Below are 25,631 nucleotides of genomic sequence, written 5' to 3'. Positions count from 1 at the left end.
GCATGAGTAAATAATATTTCGTAAATATTTATGATAAACTTACCTTATAACTTGCCTCATAAATAGTTTTAGGTTGTTTTTTATGTTTTCGAAGCCTTCGCAGACGGTTTACACCGTGTCACGCCTTAATAGAGAAATTCGCACATTACTTGAGCAAGGCTTTGCCTCATTAGTATTAACAGGCGAAATTTCTAATTTCATTACCCCTGCATCCGGTCATTGGTATTTTTCGCTAAAAGACGATAAAGCACAAATTAAAGCCGCAATGTGGCGCGGCAACAACCGCAACCAAAGCTACCGCCCTGTAAATGGAGCACAAGTCACAGTAAAAGCGCGTGTATCACTTTATGAACCTCGCGGTGACTACCAGCTTATTGTTGAGCATATGGAGCCCGCAGGCGAAGGTCAGCTAAAGCAAGAGTTTGATGCGCTTAAAATGCGTTTGGCCGCCGAAGGATTATTTAGCTCTGCTCACAAGCAGCCATTACCGCAAAATATTAATCGTATTGGTGTTATTACCTCAGCAACCGGCGCTGCTATAAAAGATATTTTAACGGTACTTAAACGCCGTGCGCCGCAATTAGAAGTCATTATTTACCCTGCGATGGTGCAAGGCAAAGAAGCACATGCACATTTAATTAATCAAATTGAATTAGCTAATGCTCGTGATGAAGTAGACGTACTTATTTTAGGACGAGGCGGCGGATCACTTGAAGATTTATGGTGCTTTAATCACGAACAGCTCGCCCGCGCTATTTTTAAAAGTGAATTACCCATAGTAAGTGCGGTAGGCCACGAAATAGATACTACCATTAGCGACTACGTGGCTGATGTTCGTGCAGCAACCCCATCAGCCGCAGCTGAGCTTGTAAGCCCAAATACGCAAGAGTTACACAACAAAGTAACGCAATTAGTTAATCGTTTATCTAACGCGTTTAAGCACGGCATTGCCGACAAGCGCGCATTAGCAACGCAGTTACAACACCGCCTTAATTTATGTCATCCACGTAATCAGCTTAATCAAAAAACGCAACGTTTGGATGAGCTAAGCATTGCACTGCAACAAGCTATGCGTAATCGCTTATACCAGCAAGAACGCACACTTAATAACTTAACGCCGCGTTTAATGCGCCAATCGCCTGACAAAAAACTCGCTACAGCAAACCATATACTCACGCAATTACACACAAGACTAAACCAAGCTATACAGCATCAATTGCAGCAAGCAAATAACAACTTGGCACTACAGGCAAGTAAATTAGATTCGGTAAGTCCGCTAAATGTTTTAGCACGCGGTTACAGCATTACAAAAAATGAAAAAAATAAAGTGGTTAAGTCAGTAAGTGATGTGAAAACCGGTGATGCACTTATTACCGAACTTGTTGATGGTGTTATACATTCTAAAGTAGTGAGCTAGCACGCTTAACTAAAATAGGAGCACTTACTCTTTGGTGCTCACTATAAATTCTATTCGCTCGTCGTTTGAGCTTGATGAGGTGATTTTAAACTGTTGCCACCAAGGTGTCGTTGCCAACTTATCATTAAGTTCACGCCACTGTGCATGGCCTTGTTCATTATTCTTATCGGCTAGTAATTCAAATTTACAGATAGTTTGTTTACAAGTTAAATAGCTTAGCTGCGCCGTATTACTTAAATCACTGATGATTAAAAAGTCAGTAAGTGCCGTTTCTATTTCGAAGCTCCACTGCGTATTTTCACTTTCACTATCAAATTTTTCATCAAGCTGCTTAGCAAAATCAGTGCCTTCTAAGCGAGTTCGCTTTAACTGCTGCTGAGCAACTTTCAGCTGTTTTGTAGCTACTGACAATTCGTTATTTAGCGCACTTATTTTCGTAATGTACTCTTTTTCCAGCGGTTGTTGAAGTGCTTTGGTTGTAGTGTTTATAGGTGATTTTTGAACTGATTTATTACCGCTTACTTCAATAATAACATCTTGACTAGCATGTATAAATTGAGCCGTTTTATCGTTAAACGGTTCATACAAATGCAAAAAGTAACCACTTGTTAATCCTACCCCCACAAAAAAGCTGAGTATCATTGCAAATAAGTTACTTTTATATGGCATTTATTTTCGCCTACTTTTATAGCATTGCACTTGTATGTGAAGCATTTTCAGGCTCAGGATTTGCTAAAAAGTTTTGGTTCATACTTTGCGCCGGACACTCACAATCCGGTCGACCAATAATTTTAGCGGGTACGCCAACAGCGGTTGTGTGTGCTGGAACATTGCTAAGTACAACTGAGCCTGCACCAATTCGTGCGCCCTCGCCCACTTCAATATTACCAAGTACTTTAGCACCAGCGCCTATTAACACACCGGCTCTAATTTTAGGATGACGATCCCCCTGCTCATTACCCGTGCCGCCAAGCGTTACAGATTGCAAAATTGATACGTTATCTTCTATTACCGCTGTTTCACCAATAACAATACCGGTTGCATGGTCAAACATAATACCTTTACCCACTTTACATGCTGGGTGAATATCGACCCCAAACACTTCAGATGTTCGGCTTTGTACAAAGCGCGCTAACTCTTTACGGTTTTGTTGCCATAAGCAATTTGCTAAACGGTGCGCTTGAATAGCATGAAAACCCTTTAAGTTTAATATCACCGTAAGGTAAGTTTCGGCTGCGGGATCTCTGTCTTTTACCGCTTTAATATCCTCAGCTACATAAGTAAGCATACGATCGCACTTTACAAATGCTTGATCGAACAACTCACGAATAGTAAACGCAGATACCACCGCGTCCGCCAATTTATTAGCAACAATAAAGCTCAACGCTGAACCCAAACACTCATGATTCAAAATACATGAATACACATGACTCGCTAAAAGAGGTTCACGGGTTACGACTTCATTTGCTTCACTACGAAGCTGTTGCCAAATTTCATGACGCATAATACTGCACTGCCTTAAATTGATATAAAAGAGCCTTTTGCCAAGTCTAACGGATTTAAAGCCTAAGGTGTTAACCCCTTAGTTATTTGTTCTGGTTATTAGGTATAACCGTTTATTAAGTTTCATTATTAAATAACCTGAACTGTGGATAATAAATCTATCTGGAGCAGCTATTTTCAGCGCTAACTGCGTTGAATTTACTGAAAACCTCTGGCTAGAGAAAATAAATTTAAATACCACCATGATTCAATACGTTAGTAAATCTCTTAACCAGAGTTCAGATTAAATAATAAAAAAGCCCCAATACTTTAAGCATTGAGGCTTTTTCTAACGCTTAAAAACCACTTAAATTATTGAAATACTTTATCGACTTTCATCACTTCAATATTTTTTGCAGGAATTGCTAATTTGTAATCAGCAATCACTTTATCTTCAGCCACTAATTCGGCAGGTTTATTCGTGTTGTAAATCATTGGCGATGTTTGCTGCGATGCTAAACGTTTTTGCATATCAGCGCCGTCACCAGTAATAAATACATAGTGAACATTGTTTGTTTGTAAGTTTTCTTTAATAACGCGATTAACATCAGCAAGCGTTAGCGTTTTAAGTTTGTTAGTTACGTAACTTACAAAGCTATCTGTGTTGTAAAATTCGCTATCAAGTGCGTAACCTAATTGGCGGTTTTGACTTGCAACCATTTGCGGCACAAAGTTAATTAAAAAGTTACGCGTAGCTTCAAAGTCGTCTTCGCTCATACCATTTTTAATTAGCTTATCTAGTTCAAACAAGGCGGTACGTGTTGCAAAGTGCGCATCGTTATTAGAGCGAAGTGGGCGTAACCACACTTGAAATATTTGCTCTGAGCGCCCTAGGTTTGCATCTGGCTTGGTTTGAAACATACCACGTGGAAAGTATTCAATGTATGCGTAATCGCCATAGTTCATGCCGCGAGTTTCACGAATGCGCTCATATAAAAAGCTGTTAGAACTACGGTGCTCACCAAAGTACGAACGCACAAGCCAAAGGGTTGTCCAGTCTTCGCTACTTCTTATTGTATCAATAGGGAAACCAAATGATACCGCAGTCGATTGCGCTGACTTTTCTACAATAGTTGCATGATGACCTTTAAGCGCTGGCGCATCAGGAATACTTAAACGGCTTTGCTCACCTTTTGGTAGCGTTGCAAAGTCGCTCATCATTTTAGCTTTAAGTTTTGCTGGCACAGCCCCAATTAAGCCAACCGTGAGTTTAGATTGCGTAAGCTCGCTGTTATAAAACGCTTTAACATCATCTAGCGTCAGCGCTTCTAAATCCGAAATATCACCGTAGTTGTAGCTTTCGTAAGGGTGATTTTTGTAAAGCGCACTGTATAGCACTTCTTTACCTAGCTCTTCATCGTTAGATGCTTTTAAGCCTGACTTAATACCATCGATCATTTCTTTTTTAAGGCGTTTAAAGTCGTCATCTCTAAAGCCTGGGCTTAATAATTGATCGCTCACAAGTGAATACCACTGCGCTGCATTGTCTTTATGAATACGCCCTTGAAACGACAGCATTTCTTTATCTATTTGATAACCAAAGCTACCTGCAAGCGGATAAAGTGCTTTTTGAATATCTTTATAGCTTGTCGCCTCTGAGCCACCTTGTGCAAGCATAGCCGCAGTTAACGCAGCAACACCTTTTTTGCCTTGTGGGTCGGCAGCCGCACCGGTATTGAATAAAAAGTTAACATCGATTAATGGCGAGCCATTGGTTTTATCAAGTACTTTAAATGCAGGCTTCGCAGGTGCTTGTTCAAGCTTTGCAGTAAGCGCATTTAAATCAACTTCTTGCTCAAAACTTGGCGCTTTATCAAGTGCCGACATTGTTAATGTGGTACGTGCGTTATCAGTAAAGTATTTATTAGCAACGGCTTTAATATCTGCGCTGGTGATGTTATCTGCCGATTTATACAGCTGGTTTATAACCTCAGGATCACGCTCAAAATGCATGTAGCTGGCAAGGGTTGATGCAATCGCTTGCGACGAATCTAAACCATTAATAAAGCTGTACTTAAGGTTCGATTTTAAATCACTGAGCTTTTGCTCATCAACAAGCTCAGTGCGTGCTTTTGCATAAGTGCGGTTAATGGCATCGCGTGCAGTGGCTAAATCATCTGCGTTTTCTACTTTAACAAATACGTGTAATAAACCCGGATCTTTAGTCTCTGGGTTATAGGTAAACATTTGGCTGGCAATTTGTTTGTCGACCACTAGCTCTTGGTATAAATCTGAATTATTTGAAAAATAAAGCTGTGAGATTAAATCAAGTGCCGCTCTGTCTTTTTTAGCAGGTTCCCACGCAGCGCCTTTGTACGATACGAGTAACCAATGTCCTGGTAGCGCTTCATCTTGCTGGTGCAAATATTTTGGTGCTTGTTGAACAGGCTCTGCTTTAATGTCAGCAACATAGTTACCCTTTTTCCAGCTGCCCCAATGCTTTTTAACCATTGCCATTGTTGCTTGCGGGTCTACATCGCCCACAATGACAAGTGACACATACTCAGGCTTATAAAATTTAGCAAAAAACTCTTTCCCGTACGCCATTTGATCTGGCATGGCTTCTATGTCTTTAAAAAAGCCCATAGTGGTGTGTTTATACGTGTGCTTATCAAACGCTTCTTCGCGTACAGCGCTTAATAATTTACGAATTGGACTCGCGTTGTTTTTTAAGTACTCACCTTTTACCGTTTGTGCTTCTGTTCTAAATTGCTCTTCGGTGTAGGTTAAGTTTTGAAAAATATCAGCTTCAAGCTCAAGTACTTTATCAAGATGCTGCTTTGAAAAGTTTAAATGGTAATTTGTGTAATCGTTTGTTGTATAAGCGCGGTTATCAACACCTGAATTTTTTAATATGTCTGAGTAAGCATCTTCAGGGTATTTTTGTGAGCCTTTAAACATCATGTGTTCAAAAAAGTGAGCAAAGCCTGTTTTGCCCTCTTCAACTTCGTTACGCGATCCAACCGATACCGGAATTTGCAGCGACACTACATCAGGGTAATCGGTTTTAACAACCATGACACGTAAGCCGTTTTCTAGCTCTTCAATGACATAATCTTGCGAAAAAACACGATCATCAGCTTTATTTACTTGTTCTTGTTGTGCTGTTGTTTGGGTGCTTTGGTTTTGTTGCATGGCGCAACCTGTTAACGCCAGCGATACCGCTAAGCTGGTTGCTAATAATTTAAATTTCATTGTTGTCCCTTTTTAAATTGAGCAAATTTGTTGTCAGATGTATTACTAACTCACCCTCGATTATGCCCCAAAGCCAATAAATATAAGACCCCCAAGGGGATTTATTATGTAAACAACTGTGTCAATTATAAATTATGGGAACAAGCCCTATGAATAAACATCATGTTAGTTGAAAAACTTTCATTAAATAAATCTATCTAGACGTCTAAATGGCTGCTATATTAAATCCATCAAAACAAACTTAGCTGGAATGAGGATTATGGCTTTATCACTAAAAGAGAAGATAGTGGACACCAATCAAGGTGTTTATCTTATTGGTACTACCCCGCCTAAAATTGGCACCGATAAAGCGCAATTAAAAACCATTGCAGAAAAGCTATTAGGTCGCTTACACGAAATTGAATACGACGGCGTGATAATTTACGACATTCAAGACGAAAGCAGCAGAACTAACCAAGACCGCCCATTTGCGTTTAAACAAACCGTTGATCCGCGTGAATACAGCCATTTACTTCGTAATTTATCTGCACAAGATGTGATTACTTATAAAAGTGTGGCGCAGCGTGGCGTAGGCGAATTTAAAGATTGGCTAAGTGAAACTAAAAATGACTACGATTTACAAAATGTTGTTTTAGTAGGTAGCCCATCATCGATAGGCGATATAAAGCTAAGCCTGCCAGATGCTTATAAAGCGATGGCAGAGCAATCCGATGATTTCTTTTTAGGTGGCGTTACGATTGCCGAGCGCCATTCAAGTAAACGAAATGAGCACGAACGATTAATAGAAAAAACAGCACAAGGTTGTCAGTTTTTTATATCGCAAGCTGTTTACGATGCACAAGCTACTATAGAGCTAATCACTAGCTACGCACGTACGTGTAAAGCACAGAGTATTACACCTCAACGTATTATATTAACGTTTACCCCGTGCGGCGGCGAAAAAACCTTAGAGTTTATGCAATGGTTGGGTATCTCAGTGCCAGAGGCAACTAAATGGCGCATGCTCGATGCAGACAATACATTAAGTGAATCCGTCCGTATTTGCCGCGAAAACCTCGACTTAATACTTAAAAGCTGTGCGCACCTAGACGTGCCACTGGGCTTAAATATTGAAAGCTTAACAAACCGTAAAGAAGAAATTGACGCGTCAATTAACTTATACCGTTTATTAAAAGCCATTATGGAATTGAACCTTGCGGAAAAGCTAATAGCTTAAAGGCTAGGTTAGAGCTAATTAACACCCTTCTTGGCAAGCCTAATGGCTTGCTTTTTTATGTCCGTTCTTTGAAAAATTAATTAATAAATACAAGTAAAGATTTGCAGCTTAAGCTATCAATGAAAGCTATTTTTGGTTATTACTCTCAAGCCTTTTTAAGGCAACCCCCATCGATGAGCACATAACACCAAAAATTATTCCCTCATTAGATATAAATCTAATGCTAGGGAACGTTTCAAATAAGCTTATTATTGCTAAGGAAAAAATAAAACCTATCGCAGAAAAAACTAGCCAAGTTTGTGTGGCATGAACCTCCTTTTATAATTGTGCTTTTTTAGCGAGCTTATACGCTTGTTTATTTTTATACATTGCCTGGTCTGCATCATTTAATAGTTTTTCAAATGACTGCCTTTGTTTGTCAGTAAAGCTATAACCAATACTGAGCGATAAATCGCAAACGTCTTCTTTGAGTAAGGCTTTTGAATACTCAGTCGAAATTTTATCCATAATGTAGCCAATCTTACTTTTATCGCTTACTTGCATTACCACAACAAACTCATCACCTCCGATACGCCCGACTATATCAGCATCTCTTAAATGGGTTTTTAGCGTATCTGCCAATATAATTAAGGCTTTGTCACCCACTTCATGACCAAAGGTGTCATTTAATTTTTTAAAGTCGTTTATATCAATAAATAAACAACATACATCAAAACCTAAGCGCAGCGCTAAATTAAGCTTTTGCTGAGCGAGTAAACTAAGTGCTCGGCGGTTATAGATATTAGTTAGCGCATCGAGCATGGCTATTTCGCGCATTTGTTCATAACTATAAATAAGCGCTAAGTCGTCTTCAATTAAATCGCGTAGTTGTTCTATAAGCTCAAAATATTCATTGGTATAAGTTGTTTTTTTAGTGTCTTTTAAGCATAGCGTGCCAAATACTTCGCCTTCTGGCCAATGGATTGGTAAACCTAAGTAGGATTCAACACCATCTTCAACAACCTCCGGTAGAGTGTTCCATGCATCATTATTACTTGCATTATTAACGTATAAGGTATTGTTATTCTCTGCTACGTACTTACAAAAAAGAGGTGTTTGGGGAGGAAGGATAGGATTGGTCTCAAAGTTAGAGCCACCTTCGTTATTTCTAATAACAACGCGATAGCCTTTGCTTGTTGCCTGAACTATATAACCTGACGGGGCCGAAAATAGCCCCGTGATAAGATCAATTGTTTTTTGCCATTTATGCAAAGATATTTGGCCATCAATACCAGAAAATGCCCACTTATCAATTTCAAACATTGCTTTACCTCAGCTACTTATTAGCTTCAGTATAGGCAAAAAAGCAAAGGAAAAGCTATTATTTACGACGCCTACTTGGCTCTCTTTTTCCTGTGATGCGTTTTTTATCGCGATCTTTTCGCGACTTGTTGGTGTTTTTACGATTATCTTTTGGCTTTTTATTAGGATCTGGCTCGTAACCTTCTAACCACTGCGGCGTTAAACGCGTATCGAGTAGTACTTCAATTTCTTCTAGCAGCCATTGCTCTTCAAGACTTACCAGCGACATGGCAAGCCCTTGCTCACCAGCACGACCTGTACGGCCAATACGGTGTACGTAGTCCTCGGCAATATACGGTAGTTCAAAGTTAATTACGTATCTAAGTGTAGAAATATCTAAACCACGCGCGGCTACATCGGTTGCAACAAGTACGCGTGTAATACCTTCTTTAAAATTTTGCAATGCACGGTCGCGTGCGCCTTGAGATTTATCGCCATGGATTGATTCTGTTTTTAAACCGTCTTTACACATTTCTTTAGCGAGCTGATCAGCCATTTGTTTTGTGCGAGTAAAAATAAGCACTTGGCGCCAGTTTTTCATGCCAATCATGTGCGATACAAGTTCGCGCTTGCGGTCTTCATCTACAGCGTAAATAACTTGCTCTACTTCAACTGCGGCTGAGTTGCGCTTATCAACTTCAATTAGTTCTGGATTTTTAAGTAGTTTTTTACTGAGTTCAAACACGCTGTCATCAAACGTAGCAGAAAAGAGTAAAGTTTGGCGATCGCCCGGGATATGTCGCAATATACGTCTAATTTCATCAATAAAGCCCATATCAAGCATACGGTCTGCTTCATCAAATACGAGCGAATCTACACTTGAAAGTACCACACTGCCTTTAACTATATGATCGAGCAGACGCCCAGGTGTTGCCACGATAACTTGCGCTGTTTTAAGTGCTTTTATTTGTGGGCCAATACTTACGCCACCATAGGCTAAAGCGCCATTGATATGAGTGCCTTGTGCGTACTTTTCAAAGCTGGCAAATACTTGCTGAGCAAGCTCACGGGTTGGCGTTAAAATTACAACGCGGGCAAGGCCTTGCTCATCTTTTTTAGGGGTATTTAAAAGCTTATGTAACAGCGGTAAAACAAAAGCAGCTGTTTTACCCGTACCTGTTTGCGCGCTGCCCATTACATCACTTCCGGCTAAAATAGGCGGAATGGTTTTAATCTGAATTGCGGTAGGTTGAGTGTAATTATTTTGCTCAATCGCTGTTAATAATAACGGGTCGAGATTAAGTGATGAGAACGTAGTGACAGACATAAGCTTAGCTTTAAAATAACAAAGAGCGCTATTGTACGCATATTACTGTACTGCGTAAATTAACCAGTCCAGAAAAGTATTTAATCGTGATTGCTCACTTTCGCTTTAGCGCTAAAACAATAAAAAAACCCAATAAAAAAGGCGCTAAATAACAGCTGTATTTAGCGCCTTTTATAATTTGCTGTAGCTTTAAGCTGGCTTTAGTGTTGCTTTACGTTCGTTGTAAAACGCTATTAAATCGTCAACTGTTGCTTGGCAGTATTCGCGAATACCCGAAACCACCATGTGCTTTTCACCACAGCCCACTTTAACGCCGTTTTCTAGCAGGTTAAAACGTAGTGTAATTTTTCCGCGCTTACCGGCATACTCAAAACTAGGCTCTGCAAATTCAAGTATTGGCGCTGTTATATCAAGGTTATCAAGATTAATAAGCATTGATTCGTAAATTACCATCGGACGAGCAGGGTTTATCATTACCTCTTGCTTGCCCATTAATGGGATAATTACATGCGGAAAGGTAGTACCAGAAAACTCAACATAATTTTTTATTAGACTATTAGTTAGTGCTGGGCATTGGCTGGTTTTACCGCTGCGCTTTACCTTTAAAATAACTTTTTCGCCATTGGTTACATCAAACTCATCAGCCCCCTCAGGGAAGTTAAGTTTGGTGTTTTCATCAACCATACCAGCAAAAGTAAATTCCATTTGTTCACTAATACCGTAGCGATCTAGTACCAATGAAAAAAGTAAGTCTCCTGGCGCGCAAAACTTTTTGGCATCTTTGTCATGAAGTGGATTGTAATCATCAGCAACGCATTTAGCGAAGCGACAACCTTGCTCACGAGAGATAGAAACATAATCAGCGTGCTGCTGAAAAAAAGGACTTAACATAGTGTGTTCACTGCTTAAACTGCTTATAACCTGTCCATACTACCAGAAAAAAAATACTGAGAGGTCGAATCTGTTAGATTAGTTACAACCAATGCTATATTCCACTTTTAAAGCACTGCGTTTAATAGATCACTTTTAGTGATTTTTTGCCTATTTGAATAAACACAAACTAGGCAAGTCGGGCTCAATTACTATTCAATCAATTTGATAATCGCCTTGCTACCAATCTGAGTCAATCGAGTAATGCCTAACGATTGTGCGAAAAATATAAAAGTAGGCACCTGCTAATATTTAAAAAGGGACTGGAGAAAAGACCAATCCCGTCAACTTATTTCCTTAGAACGTATTTATTACAAACGCTCTATCAACTGATCTACTTTTGCTACAATAGGCCATGCTGAAGATTGAAAGTTACCTAATACCACTAAAATGTAACCTTTGTCTTGATACATATTTAGTCTGGCAGTCATACCTAAATGAGCACCATTATGACCCACTATTTTGTTATTATCAGCGCCTCTCACTGAAAATCCATACCCCCAGTTTTCTGCACCAAGTTCGGGCTTAGAAGTAAGAGCTTCTTGGGAAAGTTTACGACTAATTAAAGTTCCATTTTGCATTGCTAAAGCGAACTTATATAAATCGCCTACTGTCGAATACCCACCTCCAGCGGGACCTCCTTTAACTGATTGAAACATTAAGTTTTCAGTAATTTCTCCAGTTTCTACTGAAAACCAATAGTTACGCGCAGTGTTCTTTATAGGCACATCCAAATCAAAACTACCACTATGTTGCATATTAGCTTTCTGATAGATGTTTTTATCAATGTATTTAAAATAACTTTCCTTAGTAACAGATTCAATCACCTGACCAAGTAATAACATACCTGTATTACTATATCGCCATTGAGAGCCTGGTTTAAACGTTGTTTCAATGGAGCTGTATAAGTGTTGAATATCTTCAAGTGAACGTACTTTATGCTGTATTTCGTCAAACCCAGCTATATTACCAATTCCTGATGTATGACTTAGTAAGTGGTGAATCTGGATTTTATCAAAGTCTCCCTTACCTAAAAGGGTTTTATCAATGAACTTAGTAATCGGATCATCGAGCAATACTTTTCCTGCTTCAACAAGTTGCAAAATAGCGACGCTAGTAAACATCTTATTCATCGAACCTATTTGAAATTTAGTATCTAAATTATTTTTAACGTCATAGCGTCGAGAGGCTAAGCCATGCGCTTTAGTAAATAAAACTTTGTTACCTTTGGCAAGCAGTATTGTTCCTGAAAAAATGCCATTTATAGCAAGTAGATTGCTATAATTTTTTACCTCATTAACTAATTGTGACTCAGTTAAAGAAATCATATCAAGGCTTTTGGGATTTTCTCCAACAAACCAGCCCGTAACGGCTTGTTCTTCGTTAAAATCGATAACTATTTCGTACTGCATGTCGGTATTTTTTGAATACACTTTACTAATGTGTTGTATGCGGTTATTGGAAGTATCAAGCTCCGTTGAAAGTAGGCTTAATGACCCATGAAAAAGTGCTACGTTCATCGAATAACCAACATAACGATCTTTTCCTGTATTATCCCAGCGAGAAAGTGCATCCGGCGAAAAGTTTTTTACAATAAAATCTTCGACCTGTTTTAAATCTTTGCTGTTTAAAACAGATATAAACTCATCAGCTAGCTTATTGTAGTTTAGCTTATCTGCTGCTAGCGCTTGATTGCAGATAATTGTTATTAAAAATAATAGTGTTACTAAATATCGCTTCATAATGTATTCCTTTTGTAATTTATTTATTAATATGGCGCTGACCTTTCGATTCCTTTTTAACTGTTGTTACCAAGAGAAAGCGATGAATTAGTAATTAAGAAAACGTTAAGAAAAGCTTAAGGGATATATATCTATTAATAACAGTGGGATGGGAAAGGTTTGAGCGTAAACGAACTACCAAATAAATTTTATATTGATGATTTTTTAATTAATATCAAAACCGGTGAGATTATATATAAAGAAAAATCTCAGGTAATTGAACCAAAAGTAATGGCGCTTTTGAAAGCGTTAGCACAAAACCCCAAAAAAGTTATTGCAGCTGAAACGCTTTTTGAAATTGTTTGGCCTCAGGCAATTTACAGTCCAAACTCAGTTCGTAGAAATATAGCCTTGTTAAGGCAAGCGTTATCTGATGACGACAAACGCATTATTAAAACACATCCTAAACGAGGCTACAGCCTAGACTCCGAAGTTAGCTTTCCAGAAAAAAAAGCAAAGGCATCATCAAGAAAAAGCCCCCTTATAAAGTATTTAAAATTATCTTTACTCCTCATTCCTGTTTTCATCCTAATTAGCGTATTTTTTAATTTATCAGATACAAATAAACAGGTTTTTTTGTTAAACCTAAAACCAATAACTGCAAGCAATGAACAAGAGCGCTATATGCAAATCAGTCCTGATGGACGATTTATGGCGTATATTCAAAATACCAATCAACCAAACAAGAGAAAAATATTAATTAAAGATCTAGTAACTGGCTCAAGTTGGCCCTTAAAGGATACTTTAAACGCATATACCTACCTTGCATGGGATTCTCACAAAAATGCCTTGGTGTATTCATGCCAAGGTGAGAAAGGTATTTCATTTAATCGCTTGCTACTCGACGCACAATTAAAAGTAGTAAGTGAAGAGCTACTTTTTTCGCGTAGCGATATAACTTGGAATAGTTTATTTTTTATAGATAAGCGCCAACAACTTTATTATTTGGCCAATCAAAACAGTTCTGAGCATAGCCGAAACGTTAGTTTATATCGGCATAATTTGGAGTCAGGACAAACTGAAAAACTACTTAAACCAAATGACTACTTTAAGCCTTATAAGCTTGCTTTGTCTCCGTCTCAAACACAATTAGCGTTAGTCGGTTTTAATAAACAAGCATTATCAGAAGTAAAGTTGTTAAACTTAGATAGTAATGATGTTGTCTCAATCAGACAAATAGATCATAACTGGTACTTCTTAACTTGGTTTGAAAACAGTGAATCTTTATTGCTTAGTAATGGCAGTGAATTAAAGCAACTCTCATTAAATGGTGACCTCACAACGCTTAACTACAAAAGTTATAACTTTTTAGTTTATCCGCAAATTATTAAAGATAAAGTGTACTTTATTGGAGCTAAATCAGATCAAGACATTTTACTGAGTAAATTAAAACAGCTTTCACCTCCCCAAAAAATAATAAACTCAAATACAATTGATAAAGCTGCAGCGCTTTCAGCAGATGAAAAACACATAGCCTATATATCAACAAAAAATGGCTATCCTCAGATTTTTGTCAAACATCTTGAGACAAACAAAGAACGAATATTATTCGAAAATTCAAAGCAAGAACTTGCTTTAACCAAACCAGTTTGGCACTGGTCAGGAAAGCGTATAGCGAGCAGTGTAAATAACAAACCGTTTATTATTGAGTTGGAGTCAAACCTATTCTCGATAAAATGGCTAAACGTGATTATTGGTGAGCCTATAGCTTGGTACAACAAATCTGACGCTATATTGTATGTTGATAAAAAAACTCACAATGATGAACTAGTAAAGTTTAATTTTACAACTGATGAAAGAACAACATTAAAAATAAAACGAGCACATGATACATTCTTTTTAAACCATAAAGACGAACTACTGAGCTTTGTAAAAGGTCAAGTTATACGCCATGATTCAGATAACACTTTACTCAAAAGTCCCTATTTATTTACTCAAATATATCCCGAAAAAAATGGTTTTTATTATCAATACACACAAAATGGCAAGTCATTAATAAACTATTACGATTACGAGTTAGGTGCACAAAATTTAAGTAGTAAAACCGAAGAGTTTTGTGCGAAATTTTGTGATCAAATAACCGCATTAAGTGACAATATAATCTTACTCAAAAGCAAACATAAATCGGCAGACATTTTGGTTTTAGATATTACTTCAAAAAGCACAAAAGTGAGGGGGAGTTTATAGTTTCGTAGCAACCAATCCTCAATCAGGGATTGCGTTGCCCTCACCCACTGGACTCATAATTATTTGCGACAAGCATGGATTGCCCCCTTTAGCTGCACAGGATACAGGGCCATAGTATTTTTAATATATGATTAACAAACTTATACTCTTTATCAGCTAATAAGTTAAGATGAGTGAAATAAATAACCAAATGATCCATTTTTATAAAAACAATGCGTTATAAATTTAATAATTTTGAATTTGATAGTACAAGCTGTGTACTAAAAAAAAATGGTAATGACTTAGCCATTCGACACAATGAAGCCAAAGTACTAAAACTATTGCTAGAGCATTCGAATCAAGTCTTTAGCAAAGAAGATATTTTATCTCATGTCTGGCAAAATAAAGTTGTATCTGAACAAGCCGTTTTTCAAAGTATTAGCAATCTAAGGAGACTGTTGGGTAACCACGCAATTAAAACCTTTTCAAAACGAGGTTATCAGTGGCAACTCCAAATTGATTCTAAACATTCTGATATTGAGGCACACTGTAACATCAGTCAAAATAAACCACTGCAGCATGCAAATACTTTATCAAAACCAAAAAGCCGAAACCATTGGATAACCATTGCACTTACCGGTATTGCCCTTCTTGTATTTACTATCATTAATAACAGTACTGACCAACCTCAAACAGATGAGAGCTCAGTTATTAATATTTCTTATATAGCAATAAGTAATCAACAAGGGACGGAAACCTTTAAACTCAATGATACTGAACTCTTTAACTTTACCGAATTACCTCAGCTAAATACGGCGCATTTTCAGGTTTCAGCGGAGTTTGAATACCCGCTTTTAGCAAAAGAACACCCATTGATTTTATCTGGCACTATTCGCACACATCATAATTTGACATATATTGATTTTATATTAAAAGGCCCATTTGCAGATTGGCAAGGGCAATTATCTGGAGTAAATCAACAAGCCGCTTTAAATCAGTTACAACAACATTTACAGCAGCCAGTTATTTTAAAATTACTTAATAAAGCCCAAACACTCGAACTCAAGCAAGCAAATTTATCCATTGCTCATCAGCAAGCACCACATGATCTCATTATCCTTGGTCATCTAGCTAATACTTATATAATGATGGGAGAACTTGATAAAGCGATGGTGATGGCAAATAAACTAGAAAAAATAGCTATTTCACAAAATAAGACACACCATGTAGGTAATGCTTTGCTCTTTCAAAGTGAGGTATTAATCCGTAAAGAGCTATTTGATTTAAGTAAATATAAGCTCAGTAATGCTATTAAGCAGTATCAAAATATTAATGATTTGCACAGACAAGCAGACGCGTGGTTTACGCAATCTTGGATAGACCATAACCAAGGCAATTACCAAGCAATTAAACAAAGCCTACTTAATTCAGTGCAATTAGCTTTTGATGCACAAGATAAACGACGAGAGCTAAGCGCCTTAACTTATCTATCTGTATTAGCCCATAAGCATCAGCAAGAGGATGATAAATACCTTTATTTACAACAAGCAGAAAATAAAATGAAGGATTATCAAATGCCTAACTATCACTTTGCTATAGTGCCGTATCACTATGCTATTTTTGCTAAAAGCCTACAAGATAAAGAGCCTCATTTAAAACAAGTACTAGAGCTTGCTACATTAACACCTGATTTTTGGGCTGCACAAAGCAGTCGTCAGCAATTGATGGAATATTATATAAATCAAAATAATCTGGCAGAAGCACAAAATCTTATTAATGGTATTACTACGGATAATGCCAAGAACTCCTACTTAAAAACATTGTTAGCTCAAGCACTGAAAAATGATGATGCATTTACAACTCATGCACAGCGCACTTTTGAGCAAGCTGAGTTGGCGGGTGATCTTTATCTCAGTTTAGATATGGCGTTACTAATTTGTAGCTCCCAAAGTATGCAAGATAATTATGATTTTTATTCTCAATATATTGATAAAAAAGGGACTGACTACTGGCGACGTAATAATGAAAAAAAACTGTTAGCATTAAATTTATAATGTTATCCAAAACTGGATTTAAAATAGTAAGAGACAGCAATACCACGGCCTCTTATTTTATACTTTACAGAAACTAATGTGGGTTAAAGCTTACCCAATTTAATTTCCAGTTTTTATCAAGTGATTTTAGGGTCAGCTTATTTTCACCTTGTTTCAGATAAAAATAAGTGGATCCTCTTTGTGTTTGCCATTTTTTATAACCACCGGTACTCGTTATTTTTTCTACTGCTAATTCCTTGCCATTGATTACAACTGCAAAACCTTTTGTATCTCTAGGAGCCGCTACACGGTAGCTAAGGTTATAATTTCCTGAGTGTGCAACTTCAAGCTGATAGTTTATTATCGCATTATCACTAATTCCCTCCCCTCCAGTTAAATTAAATTTACCATCAATATCAGAGGTTCTTCCTATGCTAGCGTTACTGAACTTAATGGCAGATTCTGCTTCCACTCTGCCAGGTGCATGCACCCATGATGTCGGCGTTTTTACGACACTACTGTAATCACCTTGTTGATTATGCCTTACCGCAACAACAGTATATTCATATTGATGGTTATCTATATTGGCATCTTTAAATGTAGTTTCAATTATATTTGCAGCTAATAGTTTAAACACGCCGCCAGTAGCTGCATTTCTATAGATTCGATAACTTTCAATATCACTTTGGGAACTTTTATCCCACTTTAAGGTAATAATACCCGCTTCTTTATCTAGTTTTAAGTTTGTTACAGTGGCAGGGTAAGGTAAAACAGCATCACGCCTTAATTGTTCGCTGCGTTGAGCTGTTTTGAGTGCTTTGATAAATTTTACAGTGTTGCTAGATATAGCTGGAGCAGCTCCATCTAGTGCAATTCGAAACCCCTCTACCGCCCCCACAAAGTCCTCACCCACAACGCCCCTCTGGCTTACGGGAAAAGTATTCCAATGCCAACTACCTCCTCGTGCTACCCTGTATTTACAATCATTATCTATCCAAGCCTGACCATTATTGTGCGCGTTTTTATAATTATCTTTATAACAATCAGTAATGAACTCAACCACATTACTAACGATATCGTGTAATCCAAAGGGATTAGGTTTGTACATTCCAACGATGCTTGCATAAGCCGCGTGATCAACACAGTTCGATTTGCCATTAAAAAAATTGACATAACTCGTACTCGAGTCCCGTTGTAAAATATTCTCACCGGTTAAGTCTGCGGTGTTTTCGTATTCACAAACTAAGGCTTGTTCAAGATCGTCACCAAAGTAATACTTACTAGTTGTACCAGCCCTCGCCGCATATTCCCACTCTGCTTCACTCGGTAAACGATAAGGACGGCCAGTTTTTTTTGCTAGCCACTGAGTATACGCGTTGGCTGCGAGCCAACCAATGCAATTTACTGGTTGAAAATCACTAGTATTGAGAGAGTTATTCTCCCATGAACCATTGGTTTCTCCATAATTAAACCAACCATTTAACTGATGAATGCACTTGGTTGGCATTTCATAATCAGTTTCTTCAACAAACTGCCGAAACTCTCTTACGGTTACTTCATATTTCCCTAAACTAAACTCAGTTAGTGTCACTTTATGAATAGGTTGAGCATCTTCGTCTTCGGTGTTACCCATTTGAAAACTACCAGCAGGGATAGTTACCATAATGGGCTCAATTAGCTCACTGGCATTTTGATTAGCATAAATTACAGCGCTATTTACTGATAAAAATAGGGGGATTATTAGTTTGTTTAGTTTCATTTACCTTTCCTTCTTAATGAAAGTACCATCATGAAAAAATAAGCAAAATAAATCTTATGAAAAACCTAAACACTTATAAAAATAGAAAAAATATAGATAAACAAACCCTAATCACAAAACAACCTGACACAAAAAAGCCGAGCTTATTTTACTAAGTTCGGCTTTTAATACCTTTAAAAACAGACTATTGAGCCGTTATTATTAAATATTATACGCTTGGGTATTCGCGGTATGCGCGCTCTATATTTTTAGCCTGCTTTTTAGAAATACCTAAATGAGTAAGTGCTACACGTAAACGAGTTAGAGTGGGTGTCTAGTTTAATTATTTTACGATGAATCAACTTACTTAACTGCATTGAAAAGTAAGGGATCACCGCTGTTAAAATTTGCGATGGAAAGTGAGCTTTAGCGCTTGCCATCCACCTCAGGCCGTGTTGTTAGCCTTTTGGTAATAGCGGAACCAATATATCACTAAGAACAGATATGATTTTTAGCATATCTAAGATTATTAACGAAGCCATTAAAAACATAAAAACAGGGCCAATAAATGTAAACCACTTTCTCAGGTACGCATTAATAATGACAACTAACCTCTTAACTCCATTCAAATTATAAATAGTGGAAAGGTGCAAACGCGCAAAACAATAATCAACTCGAGCATGATTTTCTGAGTCGACTTCAATATCTAAATAACGGTTATGAAAGTCTTGATAACATGGTGATTATTATTATTTAGATCAAAGCTTAGCTGTCTTTGTAATTCTTTAATTTTATCTCCACATTGATTTAACTTCTCAGCTCTCAAACTATACCGTGCTTTGGTGTTTATTACAGAAAACACTAAAACAGAAACAGCCAAAAAGACTTGAATTACATTCATCAAAACCGTAGGAAAAGAAAACTCTAATCCCGCAATCTGCATTAGAGGCATAAAAATTAGAAGCATAGATAATAAGGTTGTTGTATGGGATGCGACTTCTCCTAAGTGCTTTAGTCTTGCTGAAGCCAGGTATCTGCATTTAGCAGCCATCATAAAAGAGCGATTTAACTCTTCTATTGCCGTTAAATCCCTCTTTTTGTATCCATCTTCTCCCAAAAACCACTTAACCACACTTTTAAAATTCATCCTTGCTCCTTGAAAAAGGCTAACGAGCCTGTAGATTAACTCGTTTTTAAATTTGTTTTTATTGATAAACAAACCATAGCTGAGTTCCTATTTTGGTTCAATTGATTACTGTATTTTTACGCAGAATATTGAAGTGTTTGATATTGTTTTAATTGGCGTTTTAGAAGAAATTACGGGTGTTTGAGTGGCTTTTATTTAGGGTAAAATGGCTTATCCTTCTTAATGCATCGTGTTTTGCAACTTTTCTATATTATGAACAAGGCAATACAGTTGCCGCAGCGTAAACTAAAGGCATTCACTTTCATTTGACCCCGTAAGGTCAATTTATTCATGCCTTTATTCACTGTAATATTCCGCTAGAGAAATTTAAAGCAAATGTAAGAGAACTCACTAACCGCAACTGGGGGATCTCAATGACCCTACAAATTCATAAACTTGTAGTGGTACAGTGATTTTGGCCACCCATTAAGAAAGAAATGTTATGCTAATAAGCATACAAATTTGGGTGAAAAAATGACGAAATTAAAACGCGCAACATATTCAGCGGCAATTAAATTAGAAACGGCTCAGCTTGTAGTAGACCAAGGTTATACGCAAGAAGACGCAGCAAAAGCGATGGGGGTGGGTAAATCAACCGTAAGTAAATGGGTTACTCAATTAAAGCTAGAACGCAATGGTCAGTCACCATCAGCGTCACCAATGACGCCCGAACAAATTGAAATCCGCGAACTTAAAAAGCAAATCCAACGCATTGAATTAGAAAAGGATATATTAAAAAAGGCTACCGCTCTCTTGATGTCCGACTCCCTGAACAATTCTCGTTAATCGAGAAGTTAAATCAACGAGAGCGTTATCCAATTAATGTGCTATGTCGCGTATTCAATGTGCATCGCAGCAGCTATAAGTACTGGGCCATACGGGATACAACGCCGACACCTGAGCAAGTAAGGTTAGAGGCTGAAGTAAAAGCAATACATGCGATGAGTGGTGGTTCAGCAGGGGCACGGACAATCGCAGCGATAGCAACGAACAATGATTTTGAATTGAGCCGTTATCGTGCAGCTAAGCTAATGGTTAAATTAAAGCTCGAAAGCTGCCAAGTACCTCAACATTCATATAAACGTGGTGGTAATGAACACCTTGAAATCCCAAACCTGCTTGATAGACAGTTTGATGTTGTTGAGCCGGATACCGTGTGGTGCGGTGATGTGACGTATATTTGGACAGGCAATCGCTGGGCTTATTTAGCCGTGGTTATTGATTTATTTGCACGCAAAGTGGTTGGCTGGGCAATGTCGTTGTCACCAGATACTAATTTAACGCTAAAAGCGCTTGAACTCGCATATGAAAGCAGAGGGAAACCGACAGGACTCATGTTCCATTCAGACCAAGGTAGCCATTATACAAGTTTAAAATATCGCCAACGTTTATGGCGCTATAAAATCACACAAAGTATGAGTAGACGTGGAAATTGTTGGGATAATGCGCCAATGGAGCGATTTTTTAGAAGCTTTAAGACGGAATGGATGCCAAAGATTGGATATGGAAACTTTATAGACGCTAAATATAGCGTAAGTGATTACATAAATGGATATTACAACAATGTTAGGCCGCATCATTATAATGCCGGTTTAGCACCAAATGAATCTGAGGTTAGATATCAAGGTTCTAAAACTGTGGCCAAAATTAGTTGACCACTACAACTCACGCAGTATTTACGTGGCTGGGGACACTATTACCTAATAGCCAACGCTTATCAGTTAACGGTGGATTTAGATCATTGGATCCGCCGTAGGATAAGAATGTGCTACTGGTGGCAATGGCGTAAACCACGCACGACAGTACGCAGTTTAATAAAACTGGGTGTTAGCGAACGACTCGCGATAGCATGTGGTATCACCAACAAAGGTCTTGTCGAAGCTCAAAAACAAAAGGAATTAACATTGCGCTAGGCAATGACTATTTAGCATCACAAGGTTTAGTGTCATTGAGAGATATTTGGATCGGTATTCATTACGGGAGATGAACCGCCCATTGCACTTCCTGTCAATAAAAAGCGCATGATGGGTGGTGTGAGACCTCCGGCTACCCGATTAAAGCGCTACTCTTTATTGCCAAAATATAACGGGGAGCTGCCCCCAGAAAACCAATACTAAAACTAATTGTACCGATATCAAAATTGCCGCAACATCCAATTTAATTAGTTTACTTTGTAATTTTACTCTTAGAGAAATCCATAAAGAAAATAACAGTGTTAGTGGCAAAATTCCTGAAAGAAAAGCCAAGGAAACACTTGCCGCTGTAATATCACCAAATTGTAGAAAGGATTGCTGAACATAGAGGTATACAGGAAAGCTGAACAATAGTAGGTTTATAAATCCCCATTTTATTCGAACGAAGCTTTCTTTGTCTCGTTTAATGACCCTAATTAATCCGACTAAAAATATATAAAACAGTCCTATTAGACCAAAGCTTAAGCTTAACCAATAAAGTACCAATGCTATAATTGAAACTTGCTTAAACGTTTTAAGACCATCACTAACAAACAATCTCCTCTCACTATCCCAATAGAAAACATGGGAAGCTTGTGTCCTGTTAACATCTCTAAATAAGTGATCGCCGACTTGAATTAAGCGCCTATCGGCATTTTGCAATGACTTCATTAGAAGGTGCTCGTTTGATTGTTCTAACCAAATAAAATTGAAAAGCATATCAATGAATTCAAATTCGGCCATGTTATTTGGGGATGGTAGATAAATGCCCTCCAACTTTGACAACCCAGTTCCCTTTCCCGTGCTCTCTGCAATAGACGCTGACACCACGCTTAGTTTATTGATAAATAATTTATTAAACTTTTCATAGTCGGCAGTTTCGTTATCCGTGTTAGCGGCGTAAAAAAATCCCTTTTTTTCATCTGGAAAAAGGCAAATATAGGCTCTAAATCCAAATGTTGTACCCGGATGACACATGCCAAGCACGTTATGCCGATCTCTATTAGCAAACGCAAGGCCATGCCCAATATTCAGGCCTTCTATATGTGCTTTAGTGTTGAAAGGATTAGTAAGCATTTTCATATGCTCAGGTTTTACAAAATTTTGACCATTTACTTTGCCTTCATTCAAAATAAAATTCATAAACTTAGCCATGTCAGGGGCGGTAGTTGTGAATTGTCCCGCAGGTCTAAGATAGCTAGACACAGCAATTTGAGTAACATTATTTTCATGATAGCCCATCGCTAATAAAGGATCGGCGTACTGACCTTGTTGGCTGATAAACTCAAAGCTACTGTCATACATTTCTAAAGGGGCTAAAAGGTTGTCATCGAGGAACTCTTCATAACGCTGGTTAGTTACAGCTTCTATAACCATTGCAAGTAATGTATATCCCATATTGGAATATGAGTATTGCGTTCCTGGTTCAGTTCTAATCTTTAATAAGTTTTGTCTGCTTGATTCAAAAGCTTTTCCAAGTGGCGTATTTGGCAAAGGTTTAGTGCTTAGTAACTGCCACATCCTGATATTGTCTAATCCAGCAGTATGATCGAGTAAGTTTTTGACCTTGATAGGTGAACGATGATGCCAAACATTGTCGAAGTTCAATCCTGGCAATAGTGCTTCAATATTACTATCTAATGAGAGTCTTCCTTCAAATATTAAATGGAGAACGCCCATTGCCAGAACCGATTTGGTAACTGAGCCTACATGCATTTTTTGTGCAGGCATCATATGTTCAAGTTTTGAAATATTTGCATATCCAACACTACCAACCTCAACATGCCCCTTTGAAATTGTTGACCAAGATAATCCTACAATATCTTCAGTGTCGATAGTATTTTGGATTTCGGTTTCAATATGAGTATCGCTTTCGGCATAAGTAATATTTAATGAAAACAAAACTAAAAATAATGATAAGAACTTTGGGTGCATCAACTTCTCAGAATACGACTAGCGCTTTAACGCCCTGTTAATGGGCAAAATATAGTTGGTTAAAATAAGCGACGAAGGAGCAAAAACCAACTGTATTTTGTCCTTATTAAACAGATTGTTATAACGATTTTTCTCGATACTTTTCCATAGTCATTAGAAATTCACTGGGTGAATCTACGCCTAAATAGATGAGCTTACCCGAATTAAGCTTAATCTCAATATTTGGATTACCAGCCAAATTGAATCTATTAACATTACCTGACCGATGTATGAAAATTGAATTAGATTGAACGTGAGCAATTTCACTTAAAGTAATTCTTAATGGATTCCAAACACCATACCTAACAATAATGCTGTCAGGTAGAATTGAAATAGGTCTAATTGCAATGGCTTTATACTCTGCAATAAAAAACACTAAACCAAGAAGAGTTAAACCCGTTGTGACATTAGCCGCAAGTGGTGACCATAAAAAATGTAACAGCAAATGCATTACGGGTAGTTCAAATAAAATCATTAAAATAAAGCCTAATTGATTGCTTTGAGCGCCATCTTTTTTATGACAGCTAAAATGACTATCTCCAGTAAAACTTTGTTGTCTTATCTTTTTTGAAAATAACGCGTATGTCCAAACTCGCGCCTCAAAAGTGAGTAAAGAGCTTATAGCACCTTTCCCTAAAATTCTTTCAATTGGTTTGGATATAGCCAAATCAGGATCTTGCTCTTTGGTAAGAGAAGCTTTGATCGCAAAAAACACGGTCAAAATAGTAGTGATTTCTAAAACGATAAACGCAGCTAAAGCAAGATAGCGCAATGATTCAAGGTAAGGCCATAAAACCTTTGAACTTTCAGGAATTACAAAGCTGCCAAGAAAAATAATTAAACAGCTGTAGGCAACAGCTTTGATAGCGGCTTCTTTCTTATCTTTAACAAACCAAAAGCATAAAATAGGTAAGACAACTAAACCATCGATTAGCAAAAGCCATTCTGATTTTTCAGCGCCATACCCATTAAGAGCATTGGTGCTTTGATAGTAAAAAGTCCAGAAAACAGAAATAACTACAAGAAATATAAAAGGGATATTCTTTTTAGTTAAAGTTTGCACCGATGATCCTTATCGTTATAACGAGCCTGTAGATTAACTCGTTTTTAAATTTGTTTTTATTGATAAACAAACCATAGCTGAGTTCCTATTTTGGTTCAATCGATTACTGTGTTTTTCATAGAATATAAAAAGCTGGTTTGGTGTTGTTTCAATTGGTGTTTTGGAAGAGATTACGGGTGTTTGAGTGGCTTTTATTTAGGGTGAAAGGGCTTACACTTCTTAACGCATCGTGTTTTGCAGCTTTTCTATATTATGAACAAGGTAGCGTGGGTGAATAATATCTATTAAATTAGATCAAAGCGAACAGATGGATTGGAGGTTGAAAGACAATCAATTCAAAGTAGTAGGATACGTTCCTATAAAGATTAATTTCTACAGCATCCACGCCTCATTTAGCGGAAATTAATATCATCTTAAATTCAATGTTCAAAAAATATGTAATGTGGGAAACAACAAAAGTTATAGATTAACTATTGACATAATAGTCTCTTGTTATATTTATTCGAGTTCAACTATAGAAAGGGTACAAATCTCATTACTATCTTTGTTATATGATAATGTTGATATTTTCTTAGCCCCCATTTTTGCAGCCAACAAAGTTGACAAATAACCCCTGCCAGAGTAACTGCTTAAATCAAAGTAAATAACACCATACCTACACGGGAGTGTTAAAGGTTCAGCAACCTTTACATAAGCTTTATTATTTGGCTCTACAGCAATTTTTTGAACAGTCTTACTATAATCGACTTGATAAGATAAAGCATTCGATGATATCAATAATAATGACAATCCTAATTTCATTTTAAACTTCATTTATACCTCTAATTGAT

At 37.5% G+C, this 25,631-nt stretch carries 17 protein-coding genes and 2 pseudogenes; 6 read left to right on the top strand and 13 right to left on the bottom strand.

Annotated elements, in window-relative coordinates; all coding sequences use genetic code 11:
- Positions 1-82: 82 nt before the first annotated feature.
- Complete coding sequence (gene xseA, locus D172_RS04420) at positions 83-1,417, top strand: exodeoxyribonuclease VII large subunit (protein ID WP_007377819.1); 1,335 nt, start codon at positions 83-85, stop codon at positions 1,415-1,417.
- Positions 1,418-1,441: 24 nt separating this feature from the next.
- Here xseA and D172_RS04415 read toward each other — a convergent pair whose 3' ends face one another.
- The 3 genes from D172_RS04415 to D172_RS04405 all read right to left on the bottom strand — a co-directional run bounded on the left by D172_RS04415 (position 1,442) and on the right by D172_RS04405 (position 6,154).
- Positions 1,442-2,086 (bottom strand): hypothetical protein, encoded by a 645-nt coding sequence (locus D172_RS04415; protein ID WP_007377820.1) that lies wholly within the window; start codon positions 2,084-2,086, stop codon positions 1,442-1,444.
- A 16-nt stretch (positions 2,087-2,102) separates the two neighbouring features.
- Positions 2,103-2,921, bottom strand: coding sequence for a serine O-acetyltransferase (gene cysE / locus D172_RS04410; RefSeq protein WP_007377821.1), 819 nt, complete (start codon positions 2,919-2,921; stop codon positions 2,103-2,105).
- Positions 2,922-3,271: 350 nt separating this feature from the next.
- Positions 3,272-6,154, bottom strand: coding sequence for a M16 family metallopeptidase (locus D172_RS04405; protein ID WP_007377822.1), 2,883 nt, complete (start codon positions 6,152-6,154; stop codon positions 3,272-3,274).
- 259 nt (positions 6,155-6,413) lie between these two features.
- Between D172_RS04405 and D172_RS04400 the strand changes: the two genes are divergently transcribed.
- The gene (locus tag D172_RS04400; protein WP_033023767.1) at positions 6,414-7,370 is read left to right on the top strand and encodes a methylenetetrahydrofolate reductase; all 957 of its coding nucleotides are present in this window, start codon (positions 6,414-6,416) and stop codon (positions 7,368-7,370) included.
- Positions 7,371-7,688: 318 nt separating this feature from the next.
- Here D172_RS04400 and D172_RS04395 read toward each other — a convergent pair whose 3' ends face one another.
- The 4 genes from D172_RS04395 to D172_RS04380 all read right to left on the bottom strand — a co-directional run bounded on the left by D172_RS04395 (position 7,689) and on the right by D172_RS04380 (position 12,650).
- Positions 7,689-8,672 (bottom strand): sensor domain-containing diguanylate cyclase, encoded by a 984-nt coding sequence (locus tag D172_RS04395; protein WP_007377824.1) that lies wholly within the window; start codon positions 8,670-8,672, stop codon positions 7,689-7,691.
- A 58-nt stretch (positions 8,673-8,730) separates the two neighbouring features.
- The gene (locus D172_RS04390; RefSeq protein WP_007377825.1) at positions 8,731-9,978 is read right to left on the bottom strand and encodes a DEAD/DEAH box helicase; all 1,248 of its coding nucleotides are present in this window, start codon (positions 9,976-9,978) and stop codon (positions 8,731-8,733) included.
- Between the two features lie 189 nt (positions 9,979-10,167).
- Positions 10,168-10,869: a DUF3581 domain-containing protein gene (locus tag D172_RS04385; RefSeq protein ID WP_007377826.1), complete on the bottom strand. Its 702-nt coding sequence runs from the start codon at positions 10,867-10,869 to the stop codon at positions 10,168-10,170.
- 350 nt (positions 10,870-11,219) lie between these two features.
- Positions 11,220-12,650, bottom strand: a complete 1,431-nt coding sequence (locus D172_RS04380; protein WP_007377827.1) for a serine hydrolase domain-containing protein — start codon at positions 12,648-12,650, stop codon at positions 11,220-11,222.
- Positions 12,651-12,809: 159 nt separating this feature from the next.
- Between D172_RS04380 and D172_RS04375 the strand changes: the two genes are divergently transcribed.
- Entirely contained in the window at positions 12,810-14,876 is a 2,067-nt protein-coding gene (locus D172_RS04375; protein WP_007377828.1) for a winged helix-turn-helix domain-containing protein, read from the top strand.
- Positions 14,877-15,088: 212 nt separating this feature from the next.
- Complete coding sequence (locus tag D172_RS04370; protein WP_007377829.1) at positions 15,089-16,909, top strand: winged helix-turn-helix domain-containing protein; 1,821 nt, start codon at positions 15,089-15,091, stop codon at positions 16,907-16,909.
- A gap of 73 nt (positions 16,910-16,982) precedes the next feature.
- On the opposite strand, the gene D172_RS04365 is transcribed toward D172_RS04370, so the two are convergent.
- The 3 genes and pseudogenes from D172_RS04365 to D172_RS21905 form a co-directional block, all read right to left on the bottom strand.
- A complete protein-coding gene (locus D172_RS04365) occupies positions 16,983-18,647 on the bottom strand; it encodes an SUMF1/EgtB/PvdO family nonheme iron enzyme (protein WP_007377830.1) in 1,665 nt (554 codons plus the stop codon).
- Positions 18,648-19,332: 685 nt separating this feature from the next.
- Positions 19,333-19,773, bottom strand: a complete 441-nt coding sequence (locus D172_RS04360; protein WP_050554136.1) for an SLATT domain-containing protein — start codon at positions 19,771-19,773, stop codon at positions 19,333-19,335.
- A gap of 219 nt (positions 19,774-19,992) precedes the next feature.
- Positions 19,993-20,126: pseudogene (locus D172_RS21905) on the bottom strand (transposase); the annotation flags it as partial.
- A gap of 160 nt (positions 20,127-20,286) precedes the next feature.
- Here D172_RS21905 and D172_RS04350 point away from each other — a divergent pair.
- Positions 20,287-21,467 (top strand): IS3 family transposase gene (locus D172_RS04350; RefSeq protein WP_150115549.1). Its coding sequence is split into 2 segments (ribosomal slippage): positions 20,287-20,545 and positions 20,545-21,467, totalling 1,182 coding nucleotides; the frame shifts between segments, so codons are not numbered across the junction.
- Between the two features lie 6 nt (positions 21,468-21,473).
- Positions 21,474-21,799: pseudogene (locus D172_RS21190) on the top strand (group II intron maturase-specific domain-containing protein); the annotation flags it as partial.
- An 82-nt stretch (positions 21,800-21,881) separates the two neighbouring features.
- On the opposite strand, the gene D172_RS04345 reads toward D172_RS21190, so the two are convergent.
- The 3 genes from D172_RS04345 to D172_RS04335 all read right to left on the bottom strand — a co-directional run bounded on the left by D172_RS04345 (position 21,882) and on the right by D172_RS04335 (position 25,614).
- The gene (locus tag D172_RS04345; protein WP_007376996.1) at positions 21,882-23,699 is read right to left on the bottom strand and encodes a serine hydrolase domain-containing protein; all 1,818 of its coding nucleotides are present in this window, start codon (positions 23,697-23,699) and stop codon (positions 21,882-21,884) included.
- A gap of 118 nt (positions 23,700-23,817) precedes the next feature.
- Complete coding sequence (locus D172_RS04340) at positions 23,818-24,801, bottom strand: hypothetical protein (protein WP_007376997.1); 984 nt, start codon at positions 24,799-24,801, stop codon at positions 23,818-23,820.
- 498 nt (positions 24,802-25,299) lie between these two features.
- The gene (locus tag D172_RS04335; protein ID WP_033023614.1) at positions 25,300-25,614 is read right to left on the bottom strand and encodes a hypothetical protein; all 315 of its coding nucleotides are present in this window, start codon (positions 25,612-25,614) and stop codon (positions 25,300-25,302) included.
- Positions 25,615-25,631 lie beyond the last annotated feature (17 nt).

It is taken from the genome of Pseudoalteromonas sp. Bsw20308 (assembly GCF_000310105.2).
Classification (GTDB): domain Bacteria; phylum Pseudomonadota; class Gammaproteobacteria; order Enterobacterales; family Alteromonadaceae; genus Pseudoalteromonas; species Pseudoalteromonas fuliginea.
This window is presented reverse-complemented; position numbering and strand designations above follow the sequence as displayed.